Genomic DNA, 16794 nt, shown 5'->3' with positions numbered 1-16794 from the left:
GCAGGCTCACGCGCCCCCGCCGCCGGTATAGATCCGTTTCTGACGCGCGTTCATCCGCTCGGTATCCAGAACCAGACAGACGTCCGTGGTGTTGAATGTGTGGTCAACAAATGCGCCGTCGCCGACAAAACCGCCCAGACGCAGGTATGCCTTGATCAGCGCTGGCATATCCACCATCGCCTTGCGCCGGTCCAGTTGCTGCGGATCAATTAGATCCATTGGCTGGTAAACGCGCGAACGCACCCGCAGATCCGGCGGCGCAAGATGGTTGTGATGCAGCATCGTCAAAGGCGCAGCCAGGTCCTGCGCGTCGGTACCGGGGAAGCTGGCGACGCCAAACAGAACCTCTATCTCATGCTCGGCAACGTATTGCGCCAGACCGTTCCACAGGTGGAACATCCCCGCGCCGCCGCGATACTCCGGGTGCAGGCAGGACCGGCCCAGTTCCAGCAACCTGCGGCCCGAGGATTTGAGCGGTGTCAGATCATACTCATCCTCGGAATAGAACTGCCCAACCTCAGCTGCGCGATCACTGGTCAGCAGGCGGTAAACGCCCACCACCTGACCACTGTTGGTATCAGTTAGCAGCATATGATCGAAAAACGGATCGAACCGGTCGCGTTCAAGCCCGGCCGCGTGATCGACAAGCTCCCCATCTCCGCCCAGTTCGGTCACAAAAACCTGATACCTCAGTGCCTGCGCCGCGCGCAGATCTTCTTCGGTCCGGGCCAGGCGCACAGAGAAGTCGGAAGGGGTGTCAGGCATCGGAATTCTCGGTGGTCGAAGCTGCTCTGCAGATAGCGTATCTGCTTTGAAACAGGCAAGAGTTTAACAAAACCGAAATGGGTTTATTAACTGGCCGTAAACCATTATGGCTCAAACACTGGAACAAGGGCCACTTGGCGTCCATCGAACACGAGCTTGCCCTGGTCCCGAAAATTGACGGTGATTTTGCCTGCGGCATTGGACTGTACCTGCCCGAGCCCCCATTCCGGGTGTTCCGGGTGTTTCACGTACATGCCCGGCGAAAGGATTGCATTGAGGTCAGTCATTTGAATTGGCCCAATTCGGAGGATATTACATGGCTGTAGATAATGAAGATCTGCCTGCATTGATAGGGTCGCGGATCTGCCACGATCTTATCAGCCCTATCGGCGCCATCAACAACGGCCTTGAACTGCTTGGAATGTCTGGCGAAGTTTCCGGTCCCGAGATGGAGCTGATTTCCGACAGCGTGACCAATGCCAATGCCCGCATCCGGTTTTTCCGCATTGCCTTTGGCGCCGCAGGTGATCAGCAGATGGGCCGCGCCGAGGTTGTTTCGGTTCTGGATGACGTCAGCAAGGGCGGGCGGCTCAGCTACCAATGGGCTCCTCTCGAAGGATCCAGCCGCAGTGAGGTCCGCATGGCCTTCCTTGCCGCGCTCTGCCTGGAAAGCGCCCTGCCCTATGGCGGTACCATCACCGTGCTTTGCGCGGATGGGCACTGGACCGTCATCGGCGAAGGTCCGAAACTGAATGTGGATGATGCGCTCTGGGCGCGCCTCAGCGATGACAACGCAGAGGTGAAGATCTCCCCCGCGCAGGTCCAGTTCGCGATGCTGCCCTACGCCGCAAAGCAGGCAGAGCGGGACTTGAAGGTCGAGCAGGCGCTGGAAAAGATCTCGATCTTCTTCTGATTTAAACGATTTTTAGAATAGAAAACGCCACCCCAGCGGGTGGCGTTTTGCGTTTCATTTGGACCTCAGGCGCGCGTGGTTCCGTCGCCGCGCACCAGATATTTGAAACTGGTCAGCTGCGCCGCGCCCACCGGGCCACGGGCGTGCATCTTGCCGGTTGCGATACCGATTTCCGCGCCCATGCCGAACTCACCACCATCGGCAAACTGGGTCGAGGCATTGTGCATCAGGATGGCACTGTCGAGTTCGGCAAAGAACTGATCCACAGCCGCCTCATCCTCGGTCAGGATGCAATCGGTATGCTGGGAATGATGCGTCCGGATATAGGCGATTGCCTCGTCGATATCGGCGACCTGACGGGCCGAGATGATGGCGTCAAGATGCTCTTTACCCCAATCCTCGGCTGTGGCGACAACCATGTTCCCGGGGCCAGGCAGACCTTCCTCAGCGTGGATTTCGACGCCAGCTGTAGCCAAGGCAGTCAGGACATCCTTGCCGATGGTTTCGGCGATGTCCTGATGGATCAGCAGACATTCGGCGGCGCCGCAGATCCCGGTGCGCCGGGTTTTCGCGTTCAGCACCACGTCCAGCGCCTTTTGCGGGTCGGCGGATTTGTCGAGATAGATATGCACGATGCCTTCGAGATGGGCAAAGACCGGCACCCGCGCTTCGCGCTGCACCAGCCCAACCAGCCCTTTGCCGCCGCGGGGCACGATCACGTCGACATAATCGGTCATGGTCAGCAATTCCTGCACCGCAGCACGGTCACGGGTCGGTACCAACTGCACCGCGGTTTCCGGCAGATCCGCCGCCTTCAGCCCTTCGGCAAGGCAGGCATGGATGGCACGCGCCGAATGGAAGCTTTCGGAGCCGCCGCGCAGGATCACCGCGTTGCCGGATTTCAGGCACAGCGCGCCGGCATCCGCGGTCACATTGGGACGGCTTTCATAGATCACTCCGATCACGCCCAGAGGCGTCCGGACCCGCTGAATCCGAAGGCCCGAGGGCTGCGTCCATTCCTCCAGCACCTCACCCACCGGATCACTCTGACCTGCCACGGCGCGCAGACCGTCGACGATGCCCTGAATACGCGCCTCATCCAGCATCAGCCGGTCCATCATGGCCGGCGAAAGCCCTTTGGAGCGCCCGAACTCCATATCCTTTTCATTGGCGGCAATGATCTGGTCACGCTGCTGCCAGACCGCATCTGCTGCGGCCAGAAGCGCCTTTTCCTTGCGTTCGGCACTGGCTGTGGCCAGTTTTTCTGCAGCTTTCCTTGCATTTTTGCCAAGCTCAGCCATCAGAGCCTGAATATCATCGGTGTCTTTCATCGGTATCATGCCTTTGACGTCCTCGGGTCACAGACTACTGCGAACCGCGAGGGAAATTCCATATAGAAGAAGATCAGAAGGCGATGTCGTCCCGGTGGATCAATGCGGCCCGGCCCGGATAGCCAAGCGTCGCTTCGATCTCGGCCGACTGGCGCCCCTGAATGGCGCGGGCCTCGTCACCGGTATAGCGCGACAAGCCCTGCCCCAGTTTGCGCCCGTCTGGGCCGAGGATGGCCAGCGGTTCCCCGCGGCCAAAGTCCCCCTCTACATAGCGCACCCCGGCAGGCAGCAGGCTGTTGCCGTTCATCAGGGCGTTGGCGGCCCCTTCGTCGATCGTGATCACGCCGCGCGTCTTCATCGCTGCGATCCAGCGTTTGCGCGCGGCTTGCGGATCGCCCTGCGCCACGAACCAGGTGCAGGGAACACCGTCTTCCAGCGCTTTCAGGGGGTTAAGGGCTGAACCTTCAGTGATCACCATGGCGCAACCGGCCGCCGTGGCCATCTTGGCCGCCATCAATTTGGTTATCATGCCACCTTTGGACAGGCCCGACACCCCGTCGCCGGCCATGGCTTCGATCTCAGGTGTGATCTCTTCGATCCGGGCGAACCGGCGAGCCTCGGGATCGATCGCGGGGTTGGCGCTGTAGAAACCATCGACATCCGACAACAGGACCAGCGTATCTGCCCCGACGGTTACAGCGACCTGCGCCGCCAGCCTGTCGTTGTCGCCATAACGGATCTCGTCGGTGGCGATGGTGTCATTCTCGTTGACGATGGGCACCGCGCCCAGACCAATCAGGGTTTCCAGCGTCGCCCGGGAATTCAGGTACCTGCGCCGGTCCGAACTGTCCTCCAGCGTGACCAGCACCTGCGCGGTGGTGATCCCATGCGGTGCCAACGCTTCCTCATAGGCACGAGCAAGGCGGATCTGGCCCACCGCAGCAGCGGCCTGAGATTGCTCCAGCGGCAATTCGCGGCGCGGCAGATCGAGCACCCCGCGCCCCAGCGCGATCGAGCCGGAGGAGACGATCACCACATCCTTGCCCAGCGATTTCAGCCAGGCCACGTCATTGGCAAGGGAATGCAGCCAGCCAGAGCGCAGCTGACCGCTGGCTCGGTCTACCAACAGCGCCGAGCCGATCTTGATGACGATGCGCCGGGCGTCGCTCAGGGCTGCCACGTCTCTTCCTCTTCCTCGGGTTTCAGACGCAGGCGATCCTCTTTGATCTGGCTGCGAAGGGTGCGCAGCACGTCGGTCAACCCGTGGCGGCTGACGCCAGACATCAGATGCACCGGCCCGCCGACGGCCGCCTCGAGGGCGGCATGCGCCTCGGCGCGCTCCTCGTCATCCAGCGCGTCCACCTTGTTCAGCGCAGTAATCCGGGGCTTTTCCGCCAACTCGCCGCCATAGGCTTCGAGCTCTCCAACGATGGTATGGTAATCCTCAACCAGCGTTTCCGAGGTGCCATCCACCAGATGCAGCAGCACCGCGCAGCGTTCCACATGGCCCAGGAACCGGTCACCGATCCCGCGTCCCTCATGGGCGCCTTCGATCAGGCCCGGAATATCGGCAACCACGAATTCAGCGTTATCAACGCCAACCACGCCAAGGTTCGGATGCAGGGTGGTAAAGGGATAATCGGCAATCTTGGGCCGTGCGTTGGAAGTCGCCGACAGGAAGGTCGATTTTCCCGCATTCGGCAAACCCAGCAGGCCGGCATCCGCGATCAGTTTCAGTCGCAGCCAGATGGTGCGCTCGACGCCTTCCTGACCGGGATTTGCACGGCGCGGCGCCTGGTTCACCGAGGTTTTGAAATGCAGGTTGCCAAAGCCGCCATTACCGCCCTTGGCCAGCAGCACACGTTGACCGAGTTCGGTCATATCCGCCAGTACGGTCTCTTCATCCTCATCCAGAATTTCGGTGCCGACCGGCACCCGCAGGATGATATCATCGCCATCCTTGCCGGTGCGCTGACGCCCCATACCGGACTGGCCGTTCTTGGCAAAGAAGTGTTGCTGATAGCGAAAATCGATCAGGGTGTTGAGCCCGTCCACGGCCTCAACCCAGACCGAACCGCCCTTGCCACCGTCGCCGCCATCGGGACCACCGTGTTCGATGTATTTCTCACGCCGGAAGCTGATACACCCGTTCCCGCCTGCGCCGGAGCGAATATAGACCTTTGCCAGATCGAGGAATTTCATGTCAGCTCCTTCGTGCAGATCGCCAGGCGGCGGCTCCGCAGCTTTCGATTGTGGACAGGGGCATTGAGCACCCCATGCCATGGTTTTGCGATTGGCTTATCCCATTGGGGAAGAGCCGCCAATCACTGTTTTCGGCTGTAGGTCCAGGTCGGCACGGTCGAGTCCCGGGCCACGCAGAAAGTTTCTGCATCACCAAGATATTCGAACCCGCAATGGATCAGGACCCGGGCCGAGGCCGGATTGTCCTGAAACACCGAGGCAAACATCGCAGCATTGCCCAAGGGGTTGGCCTGCACGAGCGCCTCAAGGGCTTCGGAGGCCAAGCCGGTGTTCCAGAACGCCGGTGCGATCCAGAAGCCAACTTCGGACTGGTTGCGGTCCATCCGCTTCAGCCCGATCACGCCCTTCAGCTCATCTCCGCCCGACGGCGTGCCGTCGATGGCCCAGATGTCCTCCTCGCGGTCCGGCGCCATGGCGCGGGCCACATAGGCCTCAACCGCGCCGGGGGGCAACGGATGCGGGATCGAGGTGGTCATCCGCGCCACCCGTTCATCCCCCGCGTAATGCGCGATCAGACCCGCGTCCGATTTGCGCAGCGGACGCAGCAAAAACCGCTCTGTCTCGATGACCGGTTGCTGGTCTGTCTGATCCAAACTCATTGCCTTGCTCCTCCTCAAAAGACCAATCGTCGATCGGCGACCGGTACGGCCTTTCCGGGAAAGCACCAAGATAGGTGCTGATCTGCCTGACGCCAGCCCCGGGCTGCAAATTCGTCCGGTTGGGAGCGTTTCCTTCCGGGACCACCCCGGAACACCCTGCCCGTCGGACATCATTTGCGGATTACTGGTTAAAACGAAAAAGGGGACCGGCTCTATCACCGATCCCCTCAATATTTTTTGCCACTTCGGGTTCGGCTTACTCAGCGGCCTCCGCCACTGGGAGAACCGAAATAAAGGTACGGCCTTTAAGGCCCTTGTGGAAGGTCACAGCACCGTCGGTGGTTGCAAAGATGGTGTGATCTTTGCCCAGACCAACGCCTTCGCCCGGCCAAAACTTGGTGCCGCGCTGACGTACGATGATGTTACCTGCGATGGCCGCCTGGCCACCATACAGTTTCACGCCAAGGCGGCGACCGGCTGAGTCGCGGCCGTTACGGGAGGAACCGCCAGCTTTCTTATGTGCCATTGTCTATCTCCTTAGCCTTTAGCCAGATCTTTGGCTTGCTCAACCCATTCGGGCTTCACTTTGATGGCGTCGATAGCAGCAATATCGTCTGCCGACAAGGCCGCGATCTGTGCGAAGCTGGTCAGGCCAGCGTCGTTCAGCTTGGTTGCGGCGGCAGGGCCGACACCGGTCAGCTTGGTCAGATCGTCGGAACCGGCAGCAGCGGGTGCTGCGGCTTTCTTGGCGGCCGGAGCAGCAGCGGCAGGTGCGGTTGCGCCTTTGCCGGTTGCAGCTTTTACGCCGGATTTGTCCGCGCCCGACGCCAGGATGTCGGTGATCTTGACCAGAGTCAGCTTCTGACGGTGGCCTTTGGTGCGCTTGGACGAGTGCTTACGACGACGTTTGACGAAATGGATCAGCTTTTCGCCTTTGATCTGATCGATTACTTCGGCCTGAACCGCAGCACCGTCAACAAAGGGAGCGCCGACCACGGGGGCGTCGCCACCGAGCATCAGAACATCGTTGAACTGGATTTTTTCGCCAGCATCTGCAGCAAGTTTCTCAACGCGGAGCACGTCGCCCGCCTGAACCTTGTACTGCTTGCCGCCAGTCTTGAGGACCGCAAACATGTGCGTTTTTCCTTTTTCAACCGCGTCCTTCGGCCCCTGAACTTCAGGTGTTTCGGCATTTGGTGTTTAAACCTTTGCCGCCTCGAACAGCGCGACCCTTGTATGGGCCGTATTACAAATAGACCCGGCACAGAGATTCCGGGCCGGGATGGGCGCTTTTTATCCAGAAAGTGGCTCATGTCAACCACTGATTGCCGCCCCGATACATGTCGTGCGCCGGGCCGGAGGGAAAAGGGTGACAGGGCCGCCCGGAACTGGCGCGCCTAGATGTCTTCGCCCTGCCCCAACCCCTTCATCTGATAGGCCAGCGCCTCGAACCGGTTGGCGGTGATCTCATACTGTACTGCATTCAGCAACTCATAGACCTCTTGCATCAGCGGCGTCTCCAGCGCCCGTACATAAGAACGGACCTCTTCATCGGAAAAATCCTGATAGGCATAGGCGGATGAAGCCATGCTGGAGGCCCTAAGCGCCATCCGCATGCCCGGCGCCTGCTCCTGCTGCCAGGCCCGCAAACCGTCGGCATCCAATTGCAGATCAATCACCCCGGCGGCACTGGCCGCCATCAGGAACCGGAACTGTATCTGCTGGATTGCTTTGACACCGGTATCTGCGGCATCAACCGCCTTGGTCATGCGCTGAAGGAGCGCCAGCCTGTCAGCCCCGTCCTGAACCAGATCAGCTATGATACGCTGCCCGGCGATTTGCTTGGTCTCGTCATCCTCAACCATATGGGCGGCATTTTCGGCTGCGACCAACCGTTGCCCCAGATCGCTGGCGTAAAAGGCTGCCGCGTGATCCAGCGCCGCGTCGTCCAGCGTTTCAACAAGAATATCCAGCGCCAGCGCCCGCATCCGGTCTGTATCAAAGACACGGGCGGCCAGACGGGTCCACTCCTGCCCAAAATCCCCGGCCTCAAGCCCGAGCATCTCAGGCGCGCTTTCGGCGGAGAGTGCAATACTGTCCAGCGCCACGTCGAATCCAGTGACCTCAAGAAAAGCGGTCACTTCAGCACGGTCAGCGGCCCTGGCCGGAGACAGAAGCCCGGATGCAAAGACGCCAATGAACAGCGCAGAACAAAGCGACGCCAGCGGTTTTAGAAGAGAATGTGTCATACCCACGAATCTATGGGAAATTGTCTGACAGACAATGAAAAATCGACTTTCCCTCAAGAAGTTGAAAATCCCCCCTTGCGCCCATCAGAATTCAACATTAAACCGCCGCTCACCCCCCGCGGAGAGGTGCCGGAGTGGTCGAACGGGGCGGTCTCGAAAACCGTTGTTCCTTCACGGGAACCCAGGGTTCGAATCCCTGTCTCTCCGCCATTAATTCCCTGATTTGCGACTGTAACACGAAATAGTCAGGGATTGATGATGACCCAGGCAATATGTTTCCATTTCCAAAAGCTGTCATACGCTGACGGTATCCGCGCATACCAGACAGGCTATTGGCTGTTCTGCAACACTTCAGTGGCGAAGTAGTGCCACAGAACCCCGGGCCAGAGTATATCCATTTGGGGGCATCACCATTGTTGTGATGTAGCAACGTTCGCGCGGTCTTACTGGCTGCCCGGTTGACACATATCAATATTCGAATTCATTGTCCGTGCCAGTTGTTACACTGAAGTTTGCATACTTCAAAATTGAGAATCGACGGGGCATGCTCAAAATGAGATCCATCAATAATTTCTGGAAGCTGGGGACGGTTGCTCCTGCGGCGTTGCTGATACTGACTGCAGGTGCGGCGTCCGCCGATATACTGCCTGATGATCCTCTCATCGCAACCAGCGGCGACGGCCTGATCTTCGCGGATCCGGATGAGGGTATCGACCCTCCCGGGGTGAAGGCGGTGACCTTTACCCGCACGCGGGTGCCGGATGGATCTGGCGGGTTCACCTACGTGGACCCATTCGAGCAAATCATCACGGACTTCTCCAACTTGACCTCTCGGGGAGATGTGACCAACTGTCTGATGGCCAGCCAGGACGGCGTCTATTGCGACTCCGCAGGCGGTTCGGGCAAACGTGTCAAAACGCAGCTGACCGGTCCTTCGCCTTTCGACATGCGCATCCGGACCGTTGCCAGCGCAACGTACCCGACCGTCGATTACTTCACTTTCGGTAAGACCTCCAACTTCACCGGCGCCCGGATGACCGGCTTCTCTCTTCAGCTCTTGGATGCCAATGGCAATGCGATGGGCACCCTTGCCCCGTCGGACGCTGTTCTGTTCAATCTCAACGCGACGGATATCGGCATTGGCGCACGGCTGCCAGACGGGCTGTTCGGGGCCGGCGGGCAAGAAGGCGAAATCGGCTTTTTCTCAAGCAGCCGGGCATCACTGGCCTCGACCACTAGCGTTGACGCACTGACCTTCGGCGCCTTGAGCAACACAGAATATTTGGCCAATTTCGGCGACTCCTTCATCGACAACACGATGACGCCGGACGGGCTATTCTGGGACGATAACAATGATCCGACCGACGAGTCGGCTCTGGTGGCATGGAACGATCTCTCCAACGGCGGCTGGACGTATGGCACGCTGGATACCGCTGCCAACATCGACGCGCGCCTGACTGAACTGGCGACAGCACTGGGCGTCAGCGTGGCAGACCTCGGCTATGTTGACGGTGGTCTGGTGCCCGCGGACATCGTCGCCGCGGCGCAGGCCAATGGTCTGTTTGCGGTGGACGAGATCGAAGATCTGCGCAATGCAAACCTGAATTTCACGGTAACGGTGGGCAGCATCGATGACGGTGAGTTCACATTGCGCATTGCACCTCAATTCGCGCCGATCGTTGCCAATGCCACCTCGGCCTACGAGTTCAAGCTTGCCGGATATCTGGATGGGGCCGCCAATGTGCCCTACCTGGATCTGGGCAATGCTGCGACCTATCAGACGGCGATTGCCGACATGCTGGCCATGACCGCCGCTCAGCGCAGCATTGCACTGACCAGCACCGGCTACAGCTTTGCGCCGGCTTTCGCCAACCTTGGCTTTGAAGTATCCCGCGGGCAGGTCGATGCGATCTTTGCCATTCCGTCGCAAAGCGTGACCGGCACCGAGGGTAGCGTCACCCGCAACAGCAGCTTTGACACCTGGCACATGGGAGAAGGCTGGACCGGGTTGTTCTCGCTGAACGGCAGTCAGGCCACTTATGATCCCACAGCAACCTCGGTCGGCTATGATGTGGATATTGCATCGCTGTCGATCGGCCTTGAGAAACAGCTGAACGCAAACACCGCCTGGGGTGCCGTCCTGGGGGTCGCCGACGGCAGCGCAGACGCGCAGAACGGCCTGGGCGGGGTGGACTCCAGCAGTGTTTCGTTGACGGCCTATGGCCGCTTCGGGTTCGGCAATGGCGGCATGATCAAGGCCTTGGTCGGCTATCAGGACAGCTCATACGACTCGAGCCGCAATGTGCTTGGGCAGACAGCAACGGGCAGCACCGATGGCACGCAGGTCTTTGGCGCCTTGCAAGCCGAGTACATGCAGGAGGTTGGTGCGTTGCGTTGGGGGCCGCTGGCCTCGGTCGAATACTATGACATGTCCGTTGACGCCTTTAACGAAACCGGCGCCGGCGCCTGGAACCTGAACGTCGATGGCCTGTCCAGCGACATCGTTCTCGGGTCGGTCGGTTTCCGCGGTGAATACGATGTTGCCGGGTCCCAGGGGCTCACCACTCTTACCGGTGGCCTGGAATACACCTTTGCATCGGGCAGTGACTTCGCCGTACGCAGCGGGTTTATCGGTCTTCCGGGCGCCACACTGCCGGTCCAGGGGCTTGATGACGACTGGGTTGACGTCAAGCTGGGCTTTGAAACGCAGCTGGCGTCCAGCGCATCCAGCGGGTCTGTTTTCTATGGCGGATACACTGGATCGATTGGTAGTGACTACGAGAGCCACAGACTGCAAGTCGGCCTGAACTACGAATTCTAAACGTCGCCCTTTCGGCAAAGCGCGGGCCTGACGCCTTTCCGGTGTCAGGCCCGTTTTCATTGATGTTTCTGGCCTGAAGGCATGCTGTTGCACCCCGGGCGGCGTGGGCTGCAGTAGCTCCCCCAAATTAGGCAGTCAGGTCCGCTGTCACATCACCGCCAGTGACCACGCTACGACACCCCCTGGAGTGAAGCAGACAGACTGGCGCGGTCAGCCGCCATGTCGATCCCCAGTCGAATCCCCCGGGTTACTGCCCCCTTTTCTCCACCTCAGGAAAGGGTGAGCAGCCATTTCTGCGGCCACTGCCGCGGGACACACCTCCCTGTTTCCGGGCGTCGACCACGCACGAATGCTGCGCCTCAAAACCTTGCAACCTCAACTTAAGTATGGACAGCATACCTCTGTATTCATTTAATAATAAACTGCTCAATGTTTGAGCTCTCCCGCCTCAACCTAGCCGCGTTGGGCCCAAAACACGCAACAGGCTTGATCGGTGAAGCATTAGCCGCCAACATGATCCGAAATGCATTCCAAAAGGAGAATACCGCTACGTATGACAGTTTGAGCTCACCGCCGGGACAGGTCGGGAGTTCGGTAATGCAACAGGGAGATCAAAATGAAATTCACAAGACTATTTACCGTCTCGCTTCTGGCGATGACGGCGGCAAGCCCCGCGCTGGCCGAGAATGTCCTGCGTTGGACAAGCCAGGGCGACGCTCTGACCATGGACCCCCATTCGCAAAACGAAGGCCCCACAATCGCGATGAACGGGCAGATCTATGAATCGCTCGTTACCCGCGATGCAGACCTTACCCTGCAACCTGAACTCGCCGAAAGCTGGGAAGCCGGATCAGATGGCTGGACCTTCAAGCTGCGCGAGGGAGTGAAATTCCATGATGGCGCGGATTTCACCGCCGAAGACGTGGTGTTTTCCTTCGAACGCGCCAACCACGAAGCCTCCGACTACAAAGAGCAGGCCAAGAACGTGACCTCGGTTGAGGTCATTGACGATTACACCGTCAAGCTGATGACCGATGGCCCGAACCCGATCCTGCCGAACCAGTTGACCTCGATCTATATGATGGACAAGGGCTGGTCAGAGGCGAACAACGTCACCGCCCCGCAGGACTTCAAGGCCAAGGAAGAGACCTATGCGGTGCGCAATGCCAATGGCACCGGCCCGTTTTCGCTGGTCAGCCGCGCCCCGGATGAGTTGACGGTGCTGGAGCGCAACGCCGCCTGGTGGGGCAATGATATGTTCCCCGGCAATATCGACAAGATCGAATATCGGCCGATTTCCAATGCCGCGACTCGCGTTGCTGCGCTGCTGTCGGGTGAGGTCGACTTCGTGCTGGATCCGCCCTTGCAGGATCTCAAACGTATCGAGGCCGCCGATGGGCTCGGCGTCAAAACCGTGGCCCAGATCCGCTCGATCTTCTTCGGCATGGATCAGGGTGTCGACAAGCTGCGCAGCTCGGATGTGGATGGAAATCCGTTCAAGGACAAGCGGGTACGCGAAGCCTTTAATCTGGCCATCGACAAGGCCGCGATCCAGCGCGTCGTCATGGAAGGCCTGTCCTTCCCGACCGGTATGATCACCCCGCCGGGTGTTCTGGGCAATACGCCGGACAACGACGCTTCCTACGGCTTTGATCCGGAAAAAGCGAAATCCCTGCTAACCGAGGCTGGCTATCCCGATGGCTTCTCGATCCAGCTGGACTGCCCCAACAACCGCTACAACAACGATGAGAAGATCTGTCAGGCGGCCGTGGCGATGCTGGCCAAGATTGGCGTGAAGGTGAACCTCGACGCGATTCCGAAGGCGCAGCACTTCCCCAAGATCCAGAAGCGTGAATCGGATTTCTACATGCTGGGCTGGGGTGTTCCGACGCTCGACAGCCACTATGTCTTCTCCTACCTGCTGGATGGCGAAGGGTCCTGGAACGCGACCGGCTATGACAACGCTCGCGTGAACGAGATCACAGACGCAATCACCACCGAGATCGACATCGACAAGCGCACCGCGCTGATTGATGAGGCCTGGGATCTGGTGAAGGCCGACATTCCCTATGTGCCGATCCACCACCAGGTTCTGGCATGGGGCATCTCGGACAAGGTCGATATCGCGATCGCGGCGGATGATGCCTTCCGTCCCCGTTTCGCGGTCATGAAGTAAATTGAGTCACGGGGCGGGCCTGGCGTCCGCCCCTATGCTCCGGGGGCTCAATGACATTCTTTATCCTCAAACGGCTGGCGCAGTCCTTGCTTGTCATGGCTGTCGTCTCGGCCATCAGTTTTTCCCTGTTCAACTTCGTCGGCGATCCGGTCAACAATATGGTCGGACAGGATGCCACGCGCGAACAGCGGATCGAAATCCGTCAGCAGCTGGGGCTCGATGACCCCATCCTGACGCAGTACACCCGCTTCATGGGGAATATCCTCAGCGGCGATTTCGGCCTCAGCTACCGGATCAAGCGCCCCGTGGATGAGTTGATCCTGGAGCGGTTACCCGCGACGCTAGAGCTGGTTTTTATAAGTGCAATCATAGCCTTGGCGGCTGGAATTACACTGGGTGTCTATACCGGTATCCGGCGCAAATCCTGGGTCAGCCGGGTCATCCTGTCGACATCGCTGATCGGGGTCAGTCTGCCAACCTTCATCATTGGCATCGCGCTGATCTATGTCTTTGCCGTGCATCTGCGCTGGCTGCCGTCCTCGGGGCGCAGCGGTACAGTGGACCTTGGCTGGTGGAAGACATCACTGCTGACCAGCGATGGCTGGCGCGCCATCGTCCTGCCCGCGATTACCCTGTCGCTGTTTCAGCTGACGTTGATCCTGCGTCTGGTGCGGGCCGAGATGATGGAGGTCATGCGCACCGATTTCATCAAGTTCGCCCGCGCCCGTGGCCTGTCTGAACGGGCGGTGAACTTTCGTCACGCGCTGCGCAACACGCTGGTTCCGGTGATCACCATCATCGGCCTAAATATCGGCGGGCTGATCGCCTTTTCGGTGATCACCGAGACCGTGTTTCAATGGCCCGGCACCGGCCTGATGTTCATCCAGGCCGTCGATTTCGTCGATGTGCCGATCATGGCCGCTTACCTTGTCTTCGTGGCGCTGCTGTTCGTCCTGATTAATCTGATCGTCGACATTCTTTATTTCGTCGTCGATCCACGTATCCGTCTGGGGTCCTGATGAGCCTTCCAACCGATCGCCCGGCCACCCGCTGGGAGCGTTTCAAGGACAATGACATCGTCTGGTCCTTTTTCCATTCACCGGGGGCGGTGATTGCCGCCGTGATCACGGTTCTGATGATCCTGGCCTGCGTTTTTGCCCCTGTTCTCGCGCCATTTGATCCCTTTGATCCGGCGCAAATCTCGCTTTGGGATGGCAAGCTGCCCCCCGCCTGGGCCGAAGGCGGGCAACCGCAATACCTGCTGGGCACCGACAACCAAGGCCGCGACATGCTGTCGACGATCCTTTACGGTGGGCGCCTGTCGATCATCGTGGGGCTGGCTGCGGTCTGCCTTGGCATGGTGTTGGGCGTCACGCTGGGGGTGATTTCCGGCTATGTCGGCGGCGTCACCGATGCGGTAATCATGCGTATCGCCGATGTACAGCTGACCATTCCCGGCATTCTGCTGGCGATCCTGATCAACGGCATCGGCCGCGCCGTACTGCCACTGGAGCTGCGCGACGAATTCGCCATCTACGTTGTGATTATCGCCATTGGCCTGACCGACTGGCCGCAATTCGCCCGCGTCGCCCGCGGCGCCACATTGGTCGAGGCGAACAAGGAATACGTTCAGGCGGCGCGCATCATCGGCCTGCCCCGCTGGCTGATCATGATCCGTCACATCTTTCCCAACACCCTGCGCCCGGTTCTGGTGATCGCGACCATTGGCCTTGCCCTCGCGATCATTTCCGAGGCGACCCTGTCTTTCCTTGGACAGGGCATCCCGCCCACCACGCCGTCGCTTGGCACCCTGATCCGGGTTGGCAACGAATACCTCTTCTCCGGTCTGTGGTGGATCACCTTCTTTCCCGCAATCGCACTGGTCGTTCTGGTCTTTGCAGTGAACCTGCTTGGCGACTGGATGCGTGATGCCCTCAATCCGAAACTGAGATGACAGAACTTTTGAAAATCGAAGGGCTCGATGTCGAGTTCCCCACCCGCCGCGGCACGGTCAAGGCGGCGCGCAATGTGTCGCTGACCGTGAAGCCGGGCGAAGTCGTCGGTCTGGTCGGGGAATCCGGCGCCGGTAAATCCACCATTGGCAATGCCATCATCGACCTCTTGGAGGCGCCTGGGCGCGTTGCGGGCGGCTCGATCCTGTTTCAGGGCGAAGAGCTGCGTGGGCGCGACGAGGACGAGATGCGCCGGATCCGGGGCGACCGGATCGGGATGATCTTCCAGGATCCACAAACCTCGCTCAATCCCCTGATGACCATCGGCGCGCAGCTGGTTGAAACGATTGAAAAAACCACAGGGTTGAAGGATGCCAAGGCCGAAGCCCGTGCGGTGGAACTACTGGAACAGGTCGGCATTACCGAGGCCAAGGCACGGCTGCGCGCCTATCCGCACCAGTTTTCGGGCGGCATGCGTCAGCGGGTGGTCATTGCCCTTGCCCTTGCCGGCTATCCCGATCTGATCATCGCGGATGAGCCGACAACCGCGCTTGATGTCTCGATCCAGGCTCAGATCCTTGATCTGCTGAAACGGCTTTGCCGGGAGCGCAATCTGGGCGTCATCATCGTAACCCATGACATTGGTGTCATTGCCAATATCGCCGATCGGGTCGTGGTGATGTACCGCGGCGAAGTGGTGGAGACCGGTGATGTCGCGCAGATCCTTTGCGCCCCCAATCACGAATACACCCGATCCCTGATCGCCGCTGTTCCGCGCGCCGACCGCAAGCTGGAGCGGTTCACCTCGGTCGATTACATCGAAGGCGACAACAAACCCTTTAGCCGGATCGACATTCAGAACCATTGGCTGGGACAGGCCCGCAGTGACCGTCAGGAAAGCGCCGCCGTGGAGGTGCAAAACCTCAACCTGTCCTTCGTGCTGCAAAAATCGCTGTTCAAAGGGAACCGGCGCATGCTGAGGGCCGTGAATGAGGCGACATTCTCGGTCGCCGAAGGGGAAACCTTTGGCATCGTTGGGGAATCCGGCTCAGGAAAGTCCACCATTGCGCGGCTGATCGCGGGGCTTTATCGCCCGGATTCCGGTTCCATCCGGGTGCTGGGCCAAGATGTCAGCTCGCGCCCCAACAGCGCCCCGGCGCAGCAGGCCCGCCGGGCGCTGCAAATGATATTCCAAGACCCCTATTCCTCGCTCAATGCGCGGATGCGGGTGTTCGATATCGTGGCCGAGCCAATCCGTTATCACCGGATGACCGACAGCGACAGGGAAACCCGCAGGGTGGTTGGCGATCTTCTGGATCATGTCGGGTTGGGCGCCGCCGCCGGGCTGCGCTATCCGCATGAGTTTTCAGGCGGTCAGCGGCAGCGTATCTCAATCGCCCGGGCGCTGGCGTCGCGCCCGCGGATCCTGATCTGTGATGAGCCGACATCGGCGCTGGACGTCTCGGTTCAGGCGACAATCCTGAACCTTCTCAGGGACTTGCAAGAGGAGTTAGGGCTGACGATGATCTTCATCAGCCACGATCTGCCCGTTATCCGTCAGATGTGCGACAGGATTGCGGTAATGCGGAACGGCCAGATCTGCGAAATCGCGGAGGCAGAAACTCTTTTCGAGGCCCCCGCGCATGAGTATTCGCGACACCTGCTGGATCTGATGCCCCGCATGGATCTGCTGGGCGGCGCGACGGCATAAGTCGGCTCCGTTCCC

At 59.8% G+C, this 16794-nt stretch carries 15 protein-coding genes and 1 tRNA gene; 7 read left to right on the top strand and 9 right to left on the bottom strand.

The features are described from left to right. Positions 1–6: 6 nt before the first annotated feature. Positions 7–765 carry an L-ornithine N(alpha)-acyltransferase gene (olsB, locus tag SM766_RS00590; protein WP_368946570.1) on the bottom strand — a complete coding sequence of 253 codons (759 nt, stop codon included), beginning with the start codon at positions 763–765 and terminating at the stop codon, positions 7–9. Between the two features lie 104 nt (positions 766–869). After that, complete coding sequence (locus tag SM766_RS00585) at positions 870–1052, bottom strand: DUF3553 domain-containing protein (RefSeq protein WP_065270303.1); 183 nt, start codon at positions 1050–1052, stop codon at positions 870–872. 29 nt (positions 1053–1081) lie between these two features. On the opposite strand from SM766_RS00585, the gene SM766_RS00580 reads away from it, so the two are divergent. After that, positions 1082–1678: a histidine phosphotransferase family protein gene (locus SM766_RS00580; protein ID WP_065270304.1), complete on the top strand. Its 597-nt coding sequence runs from the start codon at positions 1082–1084 to the stop codon at positions 1676–1678. Positions 1679–1743: 65 nt separating this feature from the next. Here SM766_RS00580 and SM766_RS00575 read toward each other — a convergent pair whose 3' ends face one another. The 7 genes from SM766_RS00575 to SM766_RS00545 all read right to left on the bottom strand — a co-directional run bounded on the left by SM766_RS00575 (position 1744) and on the right by SM766_RS00545 (position 8119). Further along, a complete protein-coding gene (locus SM766_RS00575) occupies positions 1744–3009 on the bottom strand; it encodes a glutamate-5-semialdehyde dehydrogenase (RefSeq protein ID WP_274837249.1) in 1266 nt (421 codons plus the stop codon). Between the two features lie 73 nt (positions 3010–3082). After that, positions 3083–4189 (bottom strand): glutamate 5-kinase, encoded by a 1107-nt coding sequence (proB, locus tag SM766_RS00570; protein ID WP_368946569.1) that lies wholly within the window; start codon positions 4187–4189, stop codon positions 3083–3085. Beyond that, positions 4177–5211, bottom strand: coding sequence for a GTPase ObgE (gene obgE, locus SM766_RS00565; protein WP_065270307.1), 1035 nt, complete (start codon positions 5209–5211; stop codon positions 4177–4179). Before obgE ends, proB begins: the two co-directional genes overlap by 13 nt. A gap of 122 nt (positions 5212–5333) precedes the next feature. Then, the gene (locus tag SM766_RS00560) at positions 5334–5870 is read right to left on the bottom strand and encodes a GNAT family N-acetyltransferase (RefSeq protein ID WP_065270308.1); all 537 of its coding nucleotides are present in this window, start codon (positions 5868–5870) and stop codon (positions 5334–5336) included. 256 nt (positions 5871–6126) lie between these two features. Next, positions 6127–6396 (bottom strand): 50S ribosomal protein L27, encoded by a 270-nt coding sequence (gene rpmA, locus SM766_RS00555; protein ID WP_065270309.1) that lies wholly within the window; start codon positions 6394–6396, stop codon positions 6127–6129. An 11-nt stretch (positions 6397–6407) separates the two neighbouring features. After that, on the bottom strand, positions 6408–7004 hold the full coding sequence (locus SM766_RS00550; RefSeq protein ID WP_065270310.1) for a 50S ribosomal protein L21: 597 nt from the start codon (positions 7002–7004) through the stop codon (positions 6408–6410). A gap of 263 nt (positions 7005–7267) precedes the next feature. Continuing rightward, positions 7268–8119: a DUF2059 domain-containing protein gene (locus tag SM766_RS00545; RefSeq protein ID WP_368946568.1), complete on the bottom strand. Its 852-nt coding sequence runs from the start codon at positions 8117–8119 to the stop codon at positions 7268–7270. Positions 8120–8239: 120 nt separating this feature from the next. Between SM766_RS00545 and SM766_RS00540 the strand changes: the two genes are divergently transcribed. From SM766_RS00540 to SM766_RS00515, 6 genes are all read left to right on the top strand, one after another. Then, positions 8240–8329, top strand: a tRNA-Ser gene (locus tag SM766_RS00540). Positions 8330–8672: 343 nt separating this feature from the next. Beyond that, positions 8673–10940 carry a choice-of-anchor F family protein gene (locus SM766_RS00535; RefSeq protein ID WP_368946567.1) on the top strand — a complete coding sequence of 756 codons (2268 nt, stop codon included), beginning with the start codon at positions 8673–8675 and terminating at the stop codon, positions 10938–10940. A 616-nt stretch (positions 10941–11556) separates the two neighbouring features. Further along, positions 11557–13116, top strand: a complete 1560-nt coding sequence (locus tag SM766_RS00530) for an ABC transporter substrate-binding protein (protein WP_274833622.1) — start codon at positions 11557–11559, stop codon at positions 13114–13116. Positions 13117–13166: 50 nt separating this feature from the next. Next, positions 13167–14135: an ABC transporter permease gene (locus tag SM766_RS00525; RefSeq protein WP_368946566.1), complete on the top strand. Its 969-nt coding sequence runs from the start codon at positions 13167–13169 to the stop codon at positions 14133–14135. Next, complete coding sequence (locus tag SM766_RS00520; RefSeq protein ID WP_065270315.1) at positions 14135–15070, top strand: ABC transporter permease; 936 nt, start codon at positions 14135–14137, stop codon at positions 15068–15070. Before SM766_RS00525 ends, SM766_RS00520 begins: the two co-directional genes overlap by 1 nt. Beyond that, positions 15067–16779 (top strand): dipeptide ABC transporter ATP-binding protein, encoded by a 1713-nt coding sequence (locus SM766_RS00515; protein ID WP_368946565.1) that lies wholly within the window; start codon positions 15067–15069, stop codon positions 16777–16779. Before SM766_RS00520 ends, SM766_RS00515 begins: the two co-directional genes overlap by 4 nt. Positions 16780–16794 lie beyond the last annotated feature (15 nt).

Origin of the sequence: Pseudophaeobacter sp. A-200-2 (genome assembly GCF_041008815.1) — a bacterium.
Lineage (GTDB): Bacteria > Pseudomonadota > Alphaproteobacteria > Rhodobacterales > Rhodobacteraceae > Phycobacter > Phycobacter gallaeciensis_A.
Note: the sequence above shows the minus strand (reverse complement) of the source record. Positions and strands in the feature narration are given on the sequence as shown.